General features: G+C 50.5%; 15 protein-coding genes and 1 pseudogene. 10 read left to right on the top strand and 6 right to left on the bottom strand.

The window, feature by feature from the left end; translation table 11 throughout:
• Nucleotides 1-2 precede the first annotated feature (2 nt).
• The gene (locus tag BOO20_RS07330) at nucleotides 3-809 is read left to right on the top strand and encodes an energy transducer TonB (RefSeq protein ID WP_076791718.1); all 807 of its coding nucleotides are present in this window, start codon (nucleotides 3-5) and stop codon (nucleotides 807-809) included.
• A 158-nt stretch (nucleotides 810-967) separates the two neighbouring features.
• Here the strand turns inward: BOO20_RS07330 and BOO20_RS07325 are convergent, their stop codons facing one another.
• From BOO20_RS07325 to BOO20_RS07310, 4 genes are all read right to left on the bottom strand, one after another.
• Entirely contained in the window at nucleotides 968-1,165 is a 198-nt protein-coding gene (locus BOO20_RS07325) for a hypothetical protein (protein WP_233120919.1), read from the bottom strand.
• Nucleotides 1,166-1,190: 25 nt separating this feature from the next.
• Nucleotides 1,191-2,393 carry an aspartate aminotransferase family protein gene (locus tag BOO20_RS07320; protein WP_076791715.1) on the bottom strand — a complete coding sequence of 401 codons (1,203 nt, stop codon included), beginning with the start codon at nucleotides 2,391-2,393 and terminating at the stop codon, nucleotides 1,191-1,193.
• 73 nt (nucleotides 2,394-2,466) lie between these two features.
• The gene (locus tag BOO20_RS07315) at nucleotides 2,467-2,679 is read right to left on the bottom strand and encodes a hypothetical protein (protein ID WP_233120918.1); all 213 of its coding nucleotides are present in this window, start codon (nucleotides 2,677-2,679) and stop codon (nucleotides 2,467-2,469) included.
• Nucleotides 2,676-3,971, bottom strand: a complete 1,296-nt coding sequence (locus tag BOO20_RS07310) for an NAD(P)/FAD-dependent oxidoreductase (protein ID WP_076791712.1) — start codon at nucleotides 3,969-3,971, stop codon at nucleotides 2,676-2,678. Before BOO20_RS07310 ends, BOO20_RS07315 begins: the two co-directional genes overlap by 4 nt.
• 291 nt (nucleotides 3,972-4,262) lie before the next feature.
• Between BOO20_RS07310 and BOO20_RS07305 the strand changes: the two genes are divergently transcribed.
• Nucleotides 4,263-8,741: an autotransporter domain-containing protein gene (locus tag BOO20_RS07305; protein ID WP_076791710.1), complete on the top strand. Its 4,479-nt coding sequence runs from the start codon at nucleotides 4,263-4,265 to the stop codon at nucleotides 8,739-8,741.
• Nucleotides 8,742-8,746: 5 nt separating this feature from the next.
• Here BOO20_RS07305 and BOO20_RS07300 read toward each other — a convergent pair whose 3' ends face one another.
• Complete coding sequence (locus BOO20_RS07300) at nucleotides 8,747-9,247, bottom strand: cupin domain-containing protein (RefSeq protein ID WP_076791708.1); 501 nt, start codon at nucleotides 9,245-9,247, stop codon at nucleotides 8,747-8,749.
• Entirely contained in the window at nucleotides 9,234-9,764 is a 531-nt protein-coding gene (gene purE, locus BOO20_RS07295) for a 5-(carboxyamino)imidazole ribonucleotide mutase (protein ID WP_076791797.1), read from the bottom strand. The genes BOO20_RS07300 and purE overlap by 14 nt, the downstream gene beginning before the upstream one ends.
• Before the next feature lie 141 nt (nucleotides 9,765-9,905).
• On the opposite strand from purE, the gene hemN reads away from it, so the two are divergent.
• From hemN to BOO20_RS07255, 8 genes and pseudogenes are all read left to right on the top strand, one after another.
• On the top strand, nucleotides 9,906-11,327 hold the full coding sequence (gene hemN, locus BOO20_RS07290; RefSeq protein ID WP_076791707.1) for an oxygen-independent coproporphyrinogen III oxidase: 1,422 nt from the start codon (nucleotides 9,906-9,908) through the stop codon (nucleotides 11,325-11,327).
• Nucleotides 11,328-11,677: 350 nt separating this feature from the next.
• Entirely contained in the window at nucleotides 11,678-12,961 is a 1,284-nt protein-coding gene (locus BOO20_RS07285) for an AAA family ATPase (RefSeq protein ID WP_076791705.1), read from the top strand.
• Nucleotides 12,958-13,395 (top strand): hypothetical protein, encoded by a 438-nt coding sequence (locus tag BOO20_RS07280; protein WP_198935432.1) that lies wholly within the window; start codon nucleotides 12,958-12,960, stop codon nucleotides 13,393-13,395. The genes BOO20_RS07285 and BOO20_RS07280 overlap by 4 nt, the downstream gene beginning before the upstream one ends.
• Nucleotides 13,396-13,935: 540 nt before the next feature.
• Nucleotides 13,936-14,220 (top strand): toxin, encoded by a 285-nt coding sequence (locus tag BOO20_RS07275; protein WP_076791704.1) that lies wholly within the window; start codon nucleotides 13,936-13,938, stop codon nucleotides 14,218-14,220.
• A complete protein-coding gene (locus BOO20_RS07270; RefSeq protein ID WP_076791702.1) occupies nucleotides 14,210-14,494 on the top strand; it encodes an antitoxin in 285 nt (94 codons plus the stop codon). The genes BOO20_RS07275 and BOO20_RS07270 overlap by 11 nt, the downstream gene beginning before the upstream one ends.
• Nucleotides 14,495-14,646: 152 nt before the next feature.
• Nucleotides 14,647-15,219, top strand: coding sequence for a hypothetical protein (locus tag BOO20_RS07265; RefSeq protein ID WP_076791701.1), 573 nt, complete (start codon nucleotides 14,647-14,649; stop codon nucleotides 15,217-15,219).
• A gap of 174 nt (nucleotides 15,220-15,393) precedes the next feature.
• A complete protein-coding gene (locus tag BOO20_RS07260; protein ID WP_076791699.1) occupies nucleotides 15,394-15,609 on the top strand; it encodes an SDR family NAD(P)-dependent oxidoreductase in 216 nt (71 codons plus the stop codon).
• A gap of 96 nt (nucleotides 15,610-15,705) precedes the next feature.
• A pseudogene (locus tag BOO20_RS07255) lies at nucleotides 15,706-17,067 on the top strand (IS1182 family transposase); the annotation flags it as partial.
• Between the last annotated feature and the right edge of the window lie 180 nt (nucleotides 17,068-17,247).

Here is a 17,247-nt window from a genome sequence, read left to right as displayed (position 1 = left end):
AGGTGTCTTCAAAGTTAAAAAAAGTCCATCAGGAGACCTATCAGCGTAAAGCGCTCACCTGGTCTTTCGGTGATGAGTTTCTTGATACTGAAACTCTGCGAAAGCTGCAATACGGCAATCTTGTTCTCCGTCGGCAGGCCCATCTTTTTCTGAGCCACGGAGTTATTACCGCCATGGTGCTGCTTTCGGTTTTCTGGATCGTTACGGCTAACTGGAAAACCATCTCTTCTATTACCGGCTGGTTTGACAATGACAAGGCACCTATGGTTGAGTGCTATGAAGTGGTTACCAGTGTTACCCAGCTTCCTCCTCCTCCACCGCTCAATGCTCCCGAACCGACTCCTGTCACCCCATCAGCGGCGGTTCCAGCCCCTCCGAATGTTGGTAAAATCAAACAGGTGAGTGAGTCGGAAGTGCCTCTTCAGCAGACAGTGGCGACTCAGAAGGAGCTGAAGCAGGCGATACAGACTACGGGGTCAGGTTCCGGATCCGGCGCCGGTTCAGGTGATGAGGTTCCGATGTTTATTCCCTGCGAGAAGATGCCGGGTTTTCTTGACCAGAAAAAACCGCTCTATCCCGAAATGGCCAGAATTGCGGGGATTACGGGTAAAGTTTTTGTCAGCGTCCTTATCGGTGAAGATGGCAGACCAATCAAAGCCAAGGTTATGAAACGCCTTCCGGCTGACTGTACAGTATTTGATGCGGTTGCCATCAAGTCTGCCATGGAGTCGAGATATTACCCCGGAATACAGAACGGCAGCCCCATCAAGGTGTGGTTTACCGTGCCGATAAAGTTCCAGCTCGACTGACTCACCGCTATTAATTTGTTCCGCGGTTCGATTGTTTTCTTGGGCGGTGCTCAAAATCCTCATCCAGGCCCAGACTTCGTCGGGACTGCGTTATAAATATCGCGCCCCGCAGGGGCTTGAACATCAAACCGCTCACGACAGGTAATAGCGGCGATTTTTCAGCGGTTTTTTTTCGGTTCAGGCCGGTAGAGCACGGCAAAGGCAATGCCTGCATAGGCTGCCGTCAGGGTGACGGGGCTGACGAAGAGTGAGAAAACCCCGTCCACATCCTTTTCAAGGAACATTATTCCAAAGCTGGCAGCAATAACGAGCGTTCCGAGAGCAATCAGGATATAGTTGACTCTCCCGAGGGGCATTGCGGCTGTTTTTGCGGCAGGGGATTTACCCTGCTCTCTCTTCGCTGAAGATTTCATCAAGTGTGTTTATACATTTTTGAGCTTCCTCCCTGGTGATACAGAGCGGGGGGAGAAGCCTTATGACGTTCACGCTCGTGGCGTTGACAAGCACCCCTTTCTGCAGGGCCTGTTCAACATAATATTTAGCCTCCTTGTCAACCGTTATGCCGATCATCAGCCCATACTGCCGTATTTCAAGGATTTGCGGGTGTTTTGCGGCCAGTAGCTGCAGCCTGTCGTGAATATAGCTGCCGATTGTTGAAGCATTTTCCATGAGCTTGTCCTCATCAATGGCATTGATCATGGCAATTCCCGCAGCACAGGCGACCGGATTGCCTCCGAAGGTGGTGCCGTGATTGCCGTATGAGAGGACATCGGCTACCTTTTCGCTGCCGATCACGGCCGAGAGCGGCAGTCCGCCGCCAAGAGGTTTGGCAAGGCAGACCAGATCAGGGTCGGCATTGAGCGGCGAATAGCTGAAAAACGTTCCTGTCCTGCCGCATCCCGCCTGAATTTCATCGGCAACAATGAGAAAGTTGTACTGCTGCCGCAGCTCTTTGAGCCGGTCAATAAACGGCTGTGAAATCCGGTGAATTCCGCCTTCGCCCTGTACCACTTCAATGAAAACAGCGGCGGTTCTGGCGGAAACCTTTGTTTCCAGATCTGCAATATCATTGAAGGTGATCATCCCTGTTTCGGGGAGCAGCGGCTCGAAGCCGTCACTGTATTTCGCTTTTGCCGTAAGCGACAGGGCCCCGTAGGTTCTGCCGTGAAAACAGTTGCTCAACGAGAGTACCTCTTTTTTATGCTGGTCACCCGATTGGGCGGCCCACTTCCTTGCCATTTTGATCGCCGCTTCGATGGCTTCCGTGCCGCTGTTGGCAAAAAAAACCTTAGAGAGTCCTGACAGTTCAAGAAGTTTTGCGGCCAGTTCGAACTGGGACTGCATCATGAAGAGGTTTGATGCATGGATAAGTTTTGCCGCCTGCGTGCTTATTGCCTCCACAAGCCGTTTGTCCGCGTAGCCAAGGGCATTGACGCCGATACCCGAGAGCATATCGAGATAACGGGTGCCGTCATCACCGACCAGCCACACCCCTTCGCCATGCGATACCGCTATCGGCAGCCGGGCATAGTTATGAAAAAAAAGTTGCTGTTCGGTTTCCCGTGTGATGGGCAGTTGTTTCATGCTCTGGTACTCAAAAGATGAGAGGTGTCTTTTTCAGTTGATTGGTTGATTATAAGGATCAATTCCGATGCTTTCAAACATTTTCTTCGGCTTGTTTCCACACCAACCATACCCGCACAAGCCGCCAGATGCCGTAGGCTCCGGTGAGGAGTGCATACAGCCGGAGATCCTCCCTTGATGCCAGAGGAATGGTTCCGGGAAAAAAGAGGAGCCAGGCGGCTATGCCGATAAAGCATAACGCCAGCAGTGTGCCGACGATCATCGTTACCGGGAGGGGCCTGCTCACTCCCCTTCATCTTTAACGGAGCTGCTTGAACAGGCTTCCGGATAGAATCTCCACTCCCTGTTGACGATCAGTCGGGCGCCATAGCTGAAGGTGAAGTATGACCATCCCCACTGCAGGAGCACAAAGACCCGGTGGCGGAAGCTGGTGAGAAAGTAGATGTGGACCAGCAGCCAGGTAAACCAGGCTAAAATGCCGTCAAATTTCAGACTGCCGAATTCAACGATCGCCTTGTTTTTTCCGATGGTTGCCATCTGACCCTTGTCACGGTACCGGAAGAGCTTTCTTGTTCTGCCTTTCAGGTCGAGCAGGATATTTTTGCCGATGGCGCGTCCCTGCTGCAGTGCAACAGGAGCAAGACCAGGCAGTGTTCTGCCATCCTCAAGCTGAAAATTGGCCAGGTCACCGCCGACAAATATTTCCGGATGCTGCGGAATGCTGAGATCTTCATCAACAATAATCCGTCCGATACGGTCAGTGTCAACATCCATGGTTTTGCCGATACCGGTCGCCGTAACGCCTGCGGCCCAGAGCACGGTAGCGGCTTCTATGCGTTCATTGCCGATCTGTACGCCGTTTTCATCGACGTTGCTGACCATGCTGTTGGTCCATACCTGCACGCCGAGTTTCTCAAGTGAGCGGGTTGCCTTGCTGGCCAGATCAGGGGAAAAAGAGCCGAGAATGCGTGGTGCAGCTTCGACGATGAAAATCCGGGTGAGTTTCGGGTCGATGTTGCGGTAAAATTTTGAGAGAGTGTAGCGGCTCATCTCTCCTATTGAACCGGCCAGCTCGACTCCGGTCGGGCCTCCGCCAACAATGATGAAGGTGAGCAGCTTTTTGCGTTCAACGAAATCGGTTGTCCGTTCCGCCCGCTCATAGGCCTCCATGACCCGGCGCCGTATCTCCTTTGCCTGCGCAAGGGTCTTCAGTCCAGGCGCAAACTCCTCCCACTGGTTGTTGCCGAAATAGTGGTGCTGTACACCGCAGGCAAGAATGAGGTAGTCGTAGGTGATCTCACGGAAATCGGTAACGATGGTTTTTTTTTCGATATCGACGCTTCTGACGATGCCCTTGAAGACTGTAATGTTCCGGTAGTTCGCCAGCATGTTTCGCAGGGGCGCGGCGATATCGCCCTCACCAAGGGCGGCCATCGCTACCTGGTAGAGGAGCGGCTGGAAGAGGTGGTAGTTTTTCCGGTCAATGATGGTGATCTCGATATCCGGCTTGTTGCCGAGCACCCTGGCCGCATTGATCCCTGCAAATCCACCGCCTACTATGACAACATGCTTTTTCATGAACGCCTGTTTCTTCTGTTAGTCTCTATTCTGCTCAATTCTATAACCCGTTTGAAAGTAATAAAAAAGAGATAAAACTCCACGATTTCCCGATTTCGTCGTCAGTTACGGCAGCTATCGGACTTTTTACATCGGTACGGGAGGTGTCTGAATCTACGGTATTACGCAAAATATTCGGTTTTCTGTGCCTGTTTTTGTGATAAATAATGTAAAATATACGTGATAAAAGTATATCTCTCTGCGAGCCTGTCGTTCGGGGAGCGCAAACAATTTCGGCAGAGCGGCACACCCATGAACAAGCGAAACTTGTCGATTATACTGCTTCTTGCTGTGATCTCCGATACGAGTGCTGACGGGGCGGTTTTTACGGTCAGTAATTCCGGTGACAGCGGATACGGAACCTTTAACCAGGCGATTCTTGAGCTGAACAGTGCCGGGGCCGGAGCGAATGCAATCGAATTTACTGCAGCTGATCCTGAAATAACTCTTTTTTCAACGCCGGAATTTATAAAAAAACCGGCGGTGATCATGACCAACAATGGCGGGGCTCCCTTACAGGTAAACCACGTGACTTCGACAGCAAATGCCAGAACCCTGAAGGTGACTACGAACGTGCAGGTTTCTCTGGCGGATGAGCTGTTGACCCTTGGTATGCAGAGCAGTAGTACCGGAAGTGTCACACTCTACTCTGCCGACAATCTCATCATTTCAGGAAATCTTGGCAGTAATCTGCTCAACACATCAACCGGCAGTTCGGCTTATGGAGTATATGCCGGTGGATCACTCTCAGTATCCGGGGCGGTTTCTGCACAAACAACGATCTCTTCACAAGCCGCCGGCAGCGTCTACGCGCTCTATTCGGTTGGAAATATTTCAGTAAGTGGCGAGCTTTCCGGTTCTGTCTCGGCAAACGCAACGAGCGGCGGAACCGCTTACGGGATCAGGAGCGGAATGTCGAAAACAACAACGATGCATCTCGGCGGCGGAGTCACCTCATCAGCCACTATTACGGCAACGGCAGTCAACACCGTAAATAATACGGACAGCACTGTTTATGGTCTCTATTCCGGTGGCACGATCACTATCGGTCAACGTGGCCAAACAACAGGAATCAGTGGTGTGGTATCTGCAACGGCAGGATATGATACGGCTTATGGAGTTCGGGGTAATACGGTTACCGTTCATGGAGGAGTCACCCGGACGGGCAGAATAACCGCATCGGCGGGCCGGAATAATGCTTTTGCTCTGGATGCTACCACAACGCTTGATATGGTCGGTGATCTATGTGGCGATATCAGTGCTACGGCCATGACCGGTGGAACAGCTTATGCCCTTTATGCCGGGAGTGCGCTCACCATTACCGGCGATATTGCGGCATCATCAACTGTTACAGCCTCAGCCGGGAGTTCAAAAGCGTATGCGATCTTTGCTGAGGATGGTCCGGTTGTTATAAACGGATCCGTGATCGGTACGCTCTCAGCTACAACAGGGACGACAAGTGCGTATGGTATCTCTGCGGGCTCTTCACTCGATATCACGGGAGATATATCGGTAGGTTCGACCGTGGCGGCGAGTGCAGGAACCGGTATCGCGTATGGTCTGCATGGCGCTGCAGGATTGACGATTGGTGGTGGAATCGGCGGTGAGGTTATTGCGAAAACAACGAAGAGCGGCGGCCGGGTATACGGATTGTATGGGGGGAGTGATGAGGGGAACAGCCTCACCATAATTGGAGGAATCGCTGAAAGCGGAAGTATCATGGCTGTGGGTCTCAGCGGATCGACAGCCTGTGGTATTTATTCAGCAGGAAGCGTGACGATAGGCCGGAGTGGCGGTACGACAGGAGTCAGCGGATCGATAGTTGCGGAGGCGGCCCTGGACGATGCGTACGGAATCAGCGGGAATGCGGTTACACTCTACGGAGGAGTAGGCGCGACAGGAAGTATAAGAGCTGATGCGGCAGAGTCGGGAGCCAGGGGTATCTATTCAGCCTCCACCCTTGAAGTCAATGGAGATATTGCTGCTTCATCCTCAATTTCAGCTTCAACAGGGACAACGAAAGCGGCTGCTCTCTATGCTGAGGGAGGTGATCTGACAATCAGGGGATCAGTCGGAGGAGAGCTGTGTGCCACAGCAGGCACCTCGGGAGCCTATGGTATCTATTCCGGCTCATCGCTCACCCTTGCCGGTGATCTCTCCGGCAGGATCGATGTTTTTTCCAGGAAAGGATCAAAAGCACATGCCCTGCATGCAGGTTCATCACTGATCATTACCGGCAATATCGCCGAATCTGCAAAGATCATTGCTTCAGCAGCCACGACAGAAGCCTATGCTCTTTACGCCGGTAGCGGCGCAATTTCAGTCAGAGGAGTGGTTTCAGGCGAAGTGAGTGCGACAACCGGCAGTAATAATGCCGCCGGGATCTATGCAAAAGCAGGTATTTATGGAGCAACAGAAAGCGATGCATTGACCGTTTCAGGGATGGTGACGGCTGTGGCAAAAGGAGCTGCTGCGGGTATTATGAGTGAAGGTCCGATGAATATTTTTGTCTCCGGTACACTCTCCGGTGTCGATAACAAAAACGGGACTCTCGGGTATGCCATCTATTCGGGAGGGTTTGCCGGAAGCGGGGAGTTTTCGGACTCCATTGCTTCTGACGACCGCGTTGTTGTGGCTGAAAGCGGTATGCTTGTTGGTAACATCGCTCTTGGTGCGGGAAGTGATATGATGACGATGCGTGATTCGGGAAGTGTAATGGGGGATCTGGATTTTGGGGAGAACGATGATGCTTTGCTGATGAGCGGCTTCTCTTCAGTAACGGGGAGTATTGTTATGGGGTCAGGCAGTGATTCCCTGATCATGACGGGAGGCTCAATGGTAAACGGAGCGATCAATTTCGGCGCAGACAGTGATCTGCTGCATCTTATGGAGAACGCAAGGGTAACGGGGGATATTGATTTCGGGACAGGAGATGATACGCTGAGGCTGGACAATGGCACTGTTCTGGCTTCAACGGTCAGGTTCGACAAAGGGGATGACAGGATTGAACTGAGCGGTGATGTCGATATTTCCCGATCACCACTCATCGATGGCGGGAGCGGAGATGAGTCCGCAGGTGACAGGATTGTGCTCTCCTCCTGGAACGGGGTTATCACCGATGCGTTCAAAGGATGGGAACGGATTGAAGTGGCTGGAGCATCCTGTGTCAATCTGGACCTTGATGATCTTCTGCGTCTTGCACCCTCTTACGGTCAGCAGCTTACCTTTATGATCGAAGCCGGTTCAACCGTAATGGCTACCGGAAACTCCCCGGGAAGGTATGAGATTGTCGGTAATCTTGAAAACAGCGGACTGCTCGATCTGCGCGATGGTGAGGCTAATGATCGGGTGACGGTAAGTGCAACCTATACCGGAGGTGGAGGTTCGCTTGGGCTTGATCTGGCATTGGGAGGCGGAAGCCAGAACAACCAGGATGCGCTTGATCTGCTCTCGGTTGGCCGGGTGAGTGTGGCTGGAAGCGGAACGGTACTTGGTACAACCGCTCTTCTGGTGCGAAATATCTCCGGGAAAGGAAAAATAAAAACAACAACAGGAGGCAATGGTATTCTTGTTGCAAAGGTCTATGGAACAAGCAGTTCGAATGCCTTTTATGTGGATGGTTCATCCCCGGTTTTTCGCGGTGCCAATGTAAGAGTGGTTAAGGTCGGCAGAGACTGGTATCTGCAGATTCTGAGTGCTCCGAGTGTTGATACGACCACCGATCTTTCAGATGAAGAGGTATCCGATTATTCCCTTGACACCTCTGTTGAGGCTATCGAGAGTTCCGGGATTCCGGAAGAGCACCGGGTACTCCAGACAATTCTCCCGATGCTTGAGCGTCATGGAGCGGAGTCGGTTCCACGGTTCCGTGACCGTCAGCTCTATTACTGGTCTCGGGGGGATCATGGAGGGCAGGAATCATGGTGGATTCGCACAACCGGAAGCCGATTTCTCTTTCGTGCAGAGAGCGGCGGTCAGCCAGCAGAGACGGGTGGCTATCGCAGTGCCATGCAGATAGGCAGCGATCTTAAGGCGTTCAGATTCAGTAACGGTATGATGCGACACGGTCTCTATGCCGGAACCGGGTATGTGAAGTCGGATATCATGGAAGAGGGTGGAGTGAGTGCCGGAAGAGTCGATGCGTTTACGATGAATATTGGCGGATATTCGTGTGTTGAACTCTCCGGAACAATGTTTCTTGAAGGGGTTGTGCAGGCGACCAGATATGATATTGATGCGTCCTTCAAAGGGGAAGCAAAGAGCAGCGGGAGATTCTGGGGGTTTAGTGCCTCGCTTGAAAGCGGGTTAAGGATTGGCATTGCCGGATCATTTTTTCTTGAGCCCCAGGCTCAGCTGATCTGGATGCGTCTTGGCGGCTTCGAGATGCAAACACCTTCAGGGGGAGTGCAGCTTCATGAAGAGAGTAGCTTGCTTGCCCGCGCAGGTTTGACAGGGAAATTCGAACCCGAAGGGCTCTCATTCTCTCCATTTTTCGAGATCAATACCGAGCGGAATTCCGGTGCATCCTCACAAGTTACTTATAAAGAGAGCGGCCGAAGCCTGAGGGTGGATGCTGAACGGGTTCATGTCGGGGGAGCTATAGGAATCATCAGCCGGAATGCAAAGCGGAGTGGTATCGAGTATTCTGTAAAGACAGGCATGATGGCCGGTATTGGCAACTCGGGATCGCGGGAGTACCAGTTGAACGTTGCCTTGCGCAAAAGCTGGTAGCGTGGTCAGGTGAGGCGTTCGATGAGCGGTTTGTTGCCGGGGAATTGCTGCAGCAGTGCCGCTCTGTCAGCAAATGAGAAGTCACGGAAATCAAATCCGGGTGCTACAACGCAGCTTACCAGCGCATAGCTTTCTTTTTCAGGGTGGGCAAGAGCGGCTCCGAACCAGATTCCGGCCGGGACAAACTCCTGAAATACCTGACCTTCATCAGCAGAAGTGCCAAGCGTAAACGAGGAGGGCTCTCCTCTTTCGGGAAACAGATGCACCTTCAGCGGATCACCGGCATGGAAGAACCAGAGCTCATCGGAGTGAATCCGGTGCAGCTTTGAGCACTCGCTGTTTCTCAGCAGATAGTAGATTGCCGTCGCAAAGAAGCGGGAACCCTCGAACGGGGCGTTACCGGTGAAGGAGTAAGAGGCGCTGCTCCGGTAGGTTTCGCGGTAGAAACCGCCTTCAGGGTGGGGGAGAAGCTGAAGGCGATCTATCCAGTACTCAGCCTTTTGCATGCAGTTTTTCCCTGATTTTCGCGGTTTTCTGGCGCGAAGCATCGGCAAGTTTATTGCGGAACGCAGTCAGTGCTGCCATAAGCGATGCATCGGAGAGTGCCAGAATCTGGATGGCAAGCAGTGCGGCGTTACGGGCATTGTCGATCCCGACAGTTGCAACCGGAATGCCGGCAGGCATCTGCACGATAGAGTAGAGTGAGTCCTGTCCGTTCAGCTTTTTGCTGAAAATCGGCACTCCGATTACCGGAAGTACGGTCATGGCAGCCGTTACACCGGGCAGGTGCGCTGCGCCGCTGGCTCCGGCAATAATGACTTTCAGGCCGCGCTCCATGGCAGAGGTTGCATACTCCTCGAGGTCGTGGGGAGTGCGGTGGGCTGAAATGACGGAGATCTCCGAAGAGACTTCGAACTCGTCAAAAACCAGTGAGGCCTCCCTCATGATTTCGAAATCGGAGTCCGAACCCATCAATATGCCGACAACCGGGGCTGAAGAATATTTTGCTGGATCTATAGTCATAAAAAAAGGATAGTTGACGACCGGTCCTGTGCCGCCTGTTTTATAGGCCAAATGATGGCTATTGATTTATGAAATTGCCGAGTTTTATGTATTTTCACGAGAGTGAATTTAAAAAAATAATACTTGTTGAGGAAGATAACAATGGCAACTAATCTCGCAGTAAAATACAGCAATCCCGGTCCCCGTTACACCAGTTATCCAACCATTCCCTCATGGAGCACCGACGGTGTAACCCAGGAAGAGTGGAAAGAGGCGATGGTAAAAGGGTTCAATGACAGCAACGAGACCACAGGAATCAGTCTGTATATTCATATTCCCTACTGTGAGAACCACTGTTATTTCTGCGGCTGCAATGCCCACCGCACCCAGGATCACTCCTACGAAACACCCTACCTTGAGGCCCTGCTCAAGGAGTGGCAGATGTACACCGATGTTTTTCCCGGACGCCTTAACGTCAAGGAGCTGCACATCGGCGGCGGTACACCCACCTTTTTCAGCCCCGAGAACCTCATTCGCCTTATTGACGGTATCTGCAAGAACGTCAACAAGATGGACAACTACATGTTCAGCTTTGAGACCAATCCCAAGTCAACGACAAGGGAGCATCTTGAAGCACTCTACAGTGTCGGCTTCCGCCGCATGAGTTTCGGAATTCAGGATTTTGACCCGATTGTACAGCAAGAGATCAACCGTCTCCAGTCATTTGAACTGGTCAAGGAGAAGATCGACCTGGCTCGTGAAATCGGATTCACCTCAATCAATTTTGACCTTGTCTACGGCCTTCCAAAGCAGACACTTGCCACCATTACTGATACCATCCAGAAGGTTATGCAGCTGAAGCCTGATCGCCTTGCCTTTTATGCATACGGCCACAACCCGCACATGTACGAAGGCCAGCGGAAGTTCAAGGAGGAGGATCTGCCGGTTGGCGACGTCAAGCAGGAGCTTTACGACAAGGGAAGTGCGATGCTTGAGTCCATCGGTTACCATGAGATTGGTATGGACCACTTCGCCATTGAGGGTGATGCGCTCTACTTGGCGGCCAGAAACGGCACCCTGCACCGTAACTTCATGGGCTATACCGAAAACACAACCCAGATGATGCTTGCGCTCGGCTCATCATCCATCAGCGATACCTGGTATGCCTTTGCGCAGAACGAGCGTGACGACACTTCCTACATCAAGGCTGTGAACGAAGGTCGTTTCCCGCTCCACCGTGGTCATCTTCTGACTGACGAGGATCTGGTACTCCGCCGTCACATCCTCAATCTGATGTGCAAACAGGAGACCTCATGGGCTGATCCGAAGCTCTACACCGGGGAACTTGATATCGCCCTCTACCGCCTTGAAGATATGGAGAACGACGGTCTGGTTGTGCTGGGTGATAAAAGCGTTCGCGTCACCGAGGTCGGCATACCCTTCCTCCGCAACATCTGCATGGCATTTGACGCAAGGCTCTGGAGCTCCGACAGCCTCTCGAAGGCATACAACGTTTCACGCGACATCCAGAAAACCTACATCGAAAAAGCCCGCCTCGCTAAAGAAGCGCATCAGGTTAGCTAAACTCCATTTTTCGGTTTGAACAGCAATACAAAAGGGTGACTGCGGTCACCCTTTTTTTATGCCCCCTATTATTCGTGTCATTGCCGAATGCATCCCGACGCCGATCTGTCGGTAGAGGTACCTCTCGGGTGAGGAATCTCTCTATCCTGCATTTGAGCCAATCCTGACTGATCGGGACAAGAAGCTCAAAGACTATGTATCCAGATACTGTTTGCGCATCTGAACGCAAATGTCGAACAGGATAACTTTACTCAACAGTCAGACATAACGTTTGTTTGAGGAAAGACGAAATAATCAGTTTATTGTATAAGTTTCAATAAAGAGCATTCCGACAGCCAACAACGCCCATTATGATTCGAGAACTTCACCTTAAAAGAGTTGGACCTGCCCCGGAATTTAACGTTGAATTTGCCGACAGGTTGAATTTGTTTACCGGTGACAACGGACTTGGAAAGACGTTCCTGCTTGACATTGCCTGGTGGGCGCTCACAAATACATGGGCTGGAGATCCCGCCTGGCCCCAACGAGGTAACGGCGTGCCATCCGAAATCAGCTACCACCTGGAAGGGAAAACAGGTTTGACCAAAGAGCCAACAATCAGTCGTTTCGATTTTGCTCATCAGGTCTGGCCACGCTCCAAAGCTCGTCCAGTTATGCCAGGGCTTGTTATTTACGTGCGGGTTGATGGCAGTTTTTCTGTATGGGATCCGGCGCGTAACTACTGGAAAGCGATGCAAGTCAAGGGTGTTGACCAACCTGATCGGCCAAGTGCTTACCATTTTAAGCCGGAAAATATCTGGAATGGCCTTGAAGAAGAGAGAAAAGTGCTCTGTAATGGTTTGATTCGTGACTGGGTGTCATGGCAGAATCAACCAGAACAGGATGACTCTTCGCCATTCAATCTCCTTTCTAAAGTAATTGAGAAGCTTTCCCCGCATCCGTCGGAATGGATGAGGCCGGGTAAACCAACTCGTGTATCAATTGAAGATGTTCGCGATATTCCCACCGTAGAGTTGCCATATGGAAGTATTCCTGTGACCCAGGCCTCGGCGGGCATGAAGCGCATTCTTGGATTAGCCTATCTCCTTGTGTGGACATGGTACGAGCATTCCCAGGCTTCAATCCTGCTGAATCAGCCTCCTACCGATACTATTATCCTGCTGATGGACGAGGTCGAGTCCCATCTCCATCCACAATGGCAAAGGACAATCCTGCCCGCAATGCTCAATGTTGCAACAGGGTTGAATGAGAAGATCAAAACCCAGGTCATTGCTTCCACGCATTCCCCTCTTGCTCTGGCCTCCATAGAGCCGTTCTTCGATGAAAACAAAGACAAGCTTTTCCTCTTTACTCTTGATGGTACCAGCGTCAAGCTTGACGAGATTTTATGGGCAAAGCAGGGCGATGTTGTTGGCTGGTTAACTTCCGAAGTTTTCGAACTTAAACAGGCAAGATCGAAAGAAGCAGAGATCGCTATCGAAGCCGCTGAAGCATTCATGAGATTTGATACGCAGAACTTACCCGGCAATCTCAAGACCAAAGATCAGATTCATCACGAACTCTTGCGCTTACTCGCTGGCCATGATCCCTTCTGGCCGAGATGGATTGTTGAAGGTATGGAGGAAACAAAGTGATACATTTTATTCCCCCTTCGGAACCGCATGATTTTGAATGCAAAGTCCGTAGACGAGGTGGAACATGGTTTTCTGGCGGCTCCGCTGGCAGAGCACCAGATTACTGGAACGATTGCAAATCTGATTTGGCCGCCGGATTCCGTAATCTTTGCGCCTATTCAGCAATGCTTGATCTGGTTGGCACTGTCGATCATTTTCACAGTCAAAGCACCCATCCTCATTTGGTTTATGAATGGAGTAACTACCGTTATGCTTCAGCCTGGATAAATAGCAGTAAAAAAAGTGCTGAAGAGCTTGATCCATTTCAGGTTCAGGACGGCTGGTTTGAGATTATTCTGCCATCACTCCAGCTAGTGCTCACTACTACAGTTTCTTCTGAACAACGACAACTTGCAGAATATACCCTAAATCGTTCTGCACCTTCGCGACAGTGAAACTATCATCAGGCAACGTCAGGCATGGTACAACATGTATCTGAACGGGCGGTTGAGCATTGAGGGTCTTGAAGAAAATGCCCCACTGATAGCCAGAGCTGTCAAAAAACAGAAAGCCACTCAATGCTGATGTTTTTGCATCCATCTCTTCGCATGTCATTGCCGAATGCATCCCGACGCCGATCTGTCGGCAGAGGGACCTCTCGGGTGAGGAATCTTTTTCCCCCTTTTATGTGATTTACAGGACAGAGAAAAGAGGGAGGCTGTTGCACACCAATATTTTCAAGTCCCGTGGGGACGCGATATCGGTAGCAAAAAAAATGCACCGCCAACCCCCGTTTTTCCTCTGGTTTCGCATGTTGATGAGTGCGTTCGAAATAGGTTGCATAGAGAGACAGGTATCTCCTCTTTTAATTTACTTGTGTTGCAAAACAACGTCCCCAAGTTTGCCAAGTTTGCACACTCAATTTGAACGTTACCACATGCAAATACAAGTTGTGTGCCATTGCCAAAATGCACACATTGTGATAAATTGTCGAGATGAAAAGAATCAATTGGAACACGGAAAAGAGCGTGGTACTCAAAGCATCACGGGGAATCTGTTTCGAAGATGTAGTTTTTTTTGTTGAAAGGGGTGAAATATTGGACGATTATCTCCATCCAAACCAGGAGGTATACCCTGGACAACGAATCATGGTCATCGGTATGGCCAATTACGCATATCTCGTACCTTACATAGAGAATGAGGAAGAGTTGTTTCTGAAAACCATTATCCCGAGCAGGAAGGCCACTCAGCAATATTTTGGAGAAAAACATGAAAGCTAAACTGACCAAAGAAGAGAAGGAAATACTGGATAGTTTTGAAAAAGGTGAATGGGTTCCTGTTTCCGACCTTTCAAAAAGAAGAAAAGAGTTGGCCGAGTACGCTGGTAATTCTTTAAAAAAGGATAAGAGGCTGAATATTCGGATTTCTGAAAGAGACCTCACTGAGTTACAAAGAAAGGCCATCAAAGAAGGTTTGCCTTACCAGACTTATGTAGCAAGTATTATTCACAAGTTCATTAATGGAACACTGGTTGATGGAGCTGCAAAACAGTGACAAACCAGAGGTTGATGACTATATGCAACAACTGCATTTCATACGTGAAGTTAGCGGCATTTTAAACTGTTGGTATGTTGCGTCTTACATGGATTACAACTCAAAAATCCGCAGTTTAGGCGGATCCATCTGATTATTGTTAGCAGCCATTTATGCCTTCACGCCCCATCTTGCCGCTAATCGCTATCCATCGTGGGGAAGCAGAAGCTCAGGCATACGCCGGTTTCTCCCTGGTTGATACAAAGGTGCTTGCCGATACGGCCATTGATCTTCTAAAGTATGTCCCACGTTCGTTTGGCGCATGTGCAATGCTCAGTGCCGGCTGGGTGTCTTATCTGAGAAATCATCACGACGTTCCCGCTGTAGTCGTTGCTGGTGACCTACAGGTAAACGGGGTTCTTGTGTTCAAGTGCGAGAGCAACGTTCCTACCAACGGCGCCGCGGGGCAGGTTACAACTCACGAATGGGACGGGCATTGCTGGATAGAAATTGATGGCTATGTTGGAGACGTATCGATCTTCCGCACGGCATATTCAATTCAAGGTCCGAGTCATCTCAAGTCCTTTGTGCTGTCTACTTTTGGTAGTGGCCGCGGCGTACTTATTGATAGGCCCGGTAGTTTAGAAGCCAGCGGCATGATCTATACACCAAGGTTCATCCTCGACGATCATCAAGTTGAAGTGTTGGTTGCTGGCTTGGGGGAGTTAGTCACCAATGACGGCTAACCCGGCGCTCAACCTCGCTCCTTTCAGTCGCTGCGCGATAAAGCCGCGCAGCGCAGGTTACCTTGCCGTTAGGCGGACTAGCTTTGTACCCATATTCCAGACCCGTGCGTGAGGGTTGCTGCCACTTCTCGCCCGACGGGGAAACAATTTTAGGCGGCATTCAGGAGATATTCCATGGCAACAAAAAACGGTAAGGTGGTGCTCATCACAGGGGCGAACAAAGGGTTGGGTAAGGAGATTGGGAGGCAATTGGGCGCGCTTGGATATACGGTGGTTCTCTCGGCGCGGGACGAACAAGCCGGAAAAGCGGCAGCTGCAGAACTTCTTGCCCAAGGATACGACGCACACACTGTTCGTCTAGCAGCCTGTCGGACTAACAAAGCCGCGTAATACATTGGAAAAATGTCTGTAAAGCATTATCTTAGCGTAAGATAATTACTTATTTCAGAGGCTGGAGCCGCAGCATTCATTTCCTGATTTCACACTATGAACATCGACTTTATCATAGCAGATCGTGATACCCCGTTTCTTTTTCCACCGTCAGTACAGGAGTGGTTGCCAAAAGACCATCTGGCCCGATTTGTGGTAGATATGGTGAGCCAACTCGACTTATCATCCCTGAGGGGAACCTATACCGGTAAAGGCTCAAGGGCTTATGATCCGACGATCCTGCTGAGTATGCTTTTTTACGGATATTCAACGGGAGTGTTTTCAAGCAGAAAACTTGAACAGGCGAGCTATGATTCTGTTGCATTCCGCTACATTACCGGCAATCAACATCCGGATCACGATACCATAGCAACGTTCAGGAAACGGTTTTCTGAGGAGTTACAAGGACTGTTTGTTCAGATACTAACCATTGCCCATGAAATGGGGATACTGAAGCTTGAAACCGTGAGCCTTGATGGTACGAAAATCAAGGCCAATGCCTCGAAGCATCAGGCGTTAAGCTGGCAGTACGCGTGTAAAATCGAAACGCAACTCAAAGAAGAAGTCAAGCAATTATGGCTGCTGGCAGATCAAGCCGATCAAGCAATAATACCTGATGGAATGAAGATTCCAGAAGAACTTGAGCGGCGAGAAAAACGTCTTGCAACCATAGCGGAAGCCAAGAAAAAAATTGAAGCAAGAGCAGCAGAACGGTATGATCAGGAAAAGCAAACCTACGAAAACAAGCTTGCCGAACGGGAAAAGAAAGCAAAGGAAAGTGGCAAAAAACCAGGAGGCAAACCGCCAAAACCACCGGAACCAGGTCCAAAACCGCACGACCAGATAAACCTGACCGATGAAGAATCACGGATCATGCCGACAAGCGGAGGCGGATTCGTGCAGGCGTTCAATGCTCAGGCCTGCGTCGATATCGCAACCATGCTCATTGTCGCCGTTCATACGACCCAACAGCCCAATGATAAGCAGCAAATAGAAACGGCAATTGAAGCACTGGAAAAGCTGCCCGAAAAACTCGGTCAAGTCAATGAAATCATAGCGGATACCGGATATTTCAGTAAAGCAAACGTGGATGCATGTGAAGAGGCGGGAATCAATCCGCTTATAGCAGTTGGCAGAGACAAGCATAATCAAAGCCTCGAAGTTCGATTCAATAAACCGGCACCCGTAGCGGAAGATGCAGACAGTGTTACCAAAATGAAATACCGATTGAAAACCCCGGAAGGGAAAGCCATTTATGGCCAGCGCAAGAGCACCGTAGAGCCAGTATTTGGAATTATCAAATCAGTGCTGGGGTATCGACAATTTAAGCGCCGAGGGTTGGAAAATGCCCATGCAGAATGGACGCTGATAAGCCTTGCCTGGAATCTGAAAAGGATGCATGTCTTGGCGAAGCCACGCATAAAAATGCCAGTAATGGCCGCATGTAAAGCAAAATCAGGAGTACAAGGCAACCAATTGTCCGCATTTTGGCGTAATATGTACCAACAATGGTTTTCTATGACCAAAATGCACATAAAAAGGGAGTTCGACGGCTGGTTTGCTGTAAGCTTCTCTATCGTTAGTCCGACAGGCTGCTAG

The sequence above is a fragment of the Chlorobium sp. KB01 genome, assembly GCF_001975465.1.
GTDB lineage: Bacteria > Bacteroidota > Chlorobiia > Chlorobiales > Chlorobiaceae > Chlorobium.
The sequence above is the reverse complement of the archived record's forward strand: the minus strand, read 5'-3'. Positions and strand labels throughout refer to the sequence as shown.

Excerpts from the sequence above, each read along its gene's own strand:
- BOO20_RS07325 (WP_233120919.1), bottom strand. The coding sequence starts at position 1,165 with ATGCCCCTCGGGAGAGTCAACTATATCCTGATTGCTCTCGGAACGCTC.
- BOO20_RS07320 (WP_076791715.1), bottom strand. The coding sequence starts at position 2,393 with ATGAAACAACTGCCCATCACACGGGAAACCGAACAGCAACTTTTTTTT.
- BOO20_RS07310 (WP_076791712.1), bottom strand. The coding sequence starts at position 3,971 with ATGAAAAAGCATGTTGTCATAGTAGGCGGTGGATTTGCAGGGATCAAT.
- BOO20_RS07305 (WP_076791710.1), top strand. The coding sequence starts at position 4,263 with ATGAACAAGCGAAACTTGTCGATTATACTGCTTCTTGCTGTGATCTCC.
- BOO20_RS07300 (WP_076791708.1), bottom strand. The coding sequence starts at position 9,247 with ATGCAAAAGGCTGAGTACTGGATAGATCGCCTTCAGCTTCTCCCCCAC.
- purE (WP_076791797.1), bottom strand. The coding sequence starts at position 9,764 with ATGACTATAGATCCAGCAAAATATTCTTCAGCCCCGGTTGTCGGCATA.
- hemN (WP_076791707.1), top strand. The coding sequence starts at position 9,906 with ATGGCAACTAATCTCGCAGTAAAATACAGCAATCCCGGTCCCCGTTAC.
- BOO20_RS07285 (WP_076791705.1), top strand. The coding sequence starts at position 11,678 with ATGATTCGAGAACTTCACCTTAAAAGAGTTGGACCTGCCCCGGAATTT.
- BOO20_RS07275 (WP_076791704.1), top strand. The coding sequence starts at position 13,936 with ATGAAAAGAATCAATTGGAACACGGAAAAGAGCGTGGTACTCAAAGCA.
- BOO20_RS07270 (WP_076791702.1), top strand. The coding sequence starts at position 14,210 with ATGAAAGCTAAACTGACCAAAGAAGAGAAGGAAATACTGGATAGTTTT.
- BOO20_RS07265 (WP_076791701.1), top strand. The coding sequence starts at position 14,647 with ATGCCTTCACGCCCCATCTTGCCGCTAATCGCTATCCATCGTGGGGAA.
- BOO20_RS07260 (WP_076791699.1), top strand. The coding sequence starts at position 15,394 with ATGGCAACAAAAAACGGTAAGGTGGTGCTCATCACAGGGGCGAACAAA.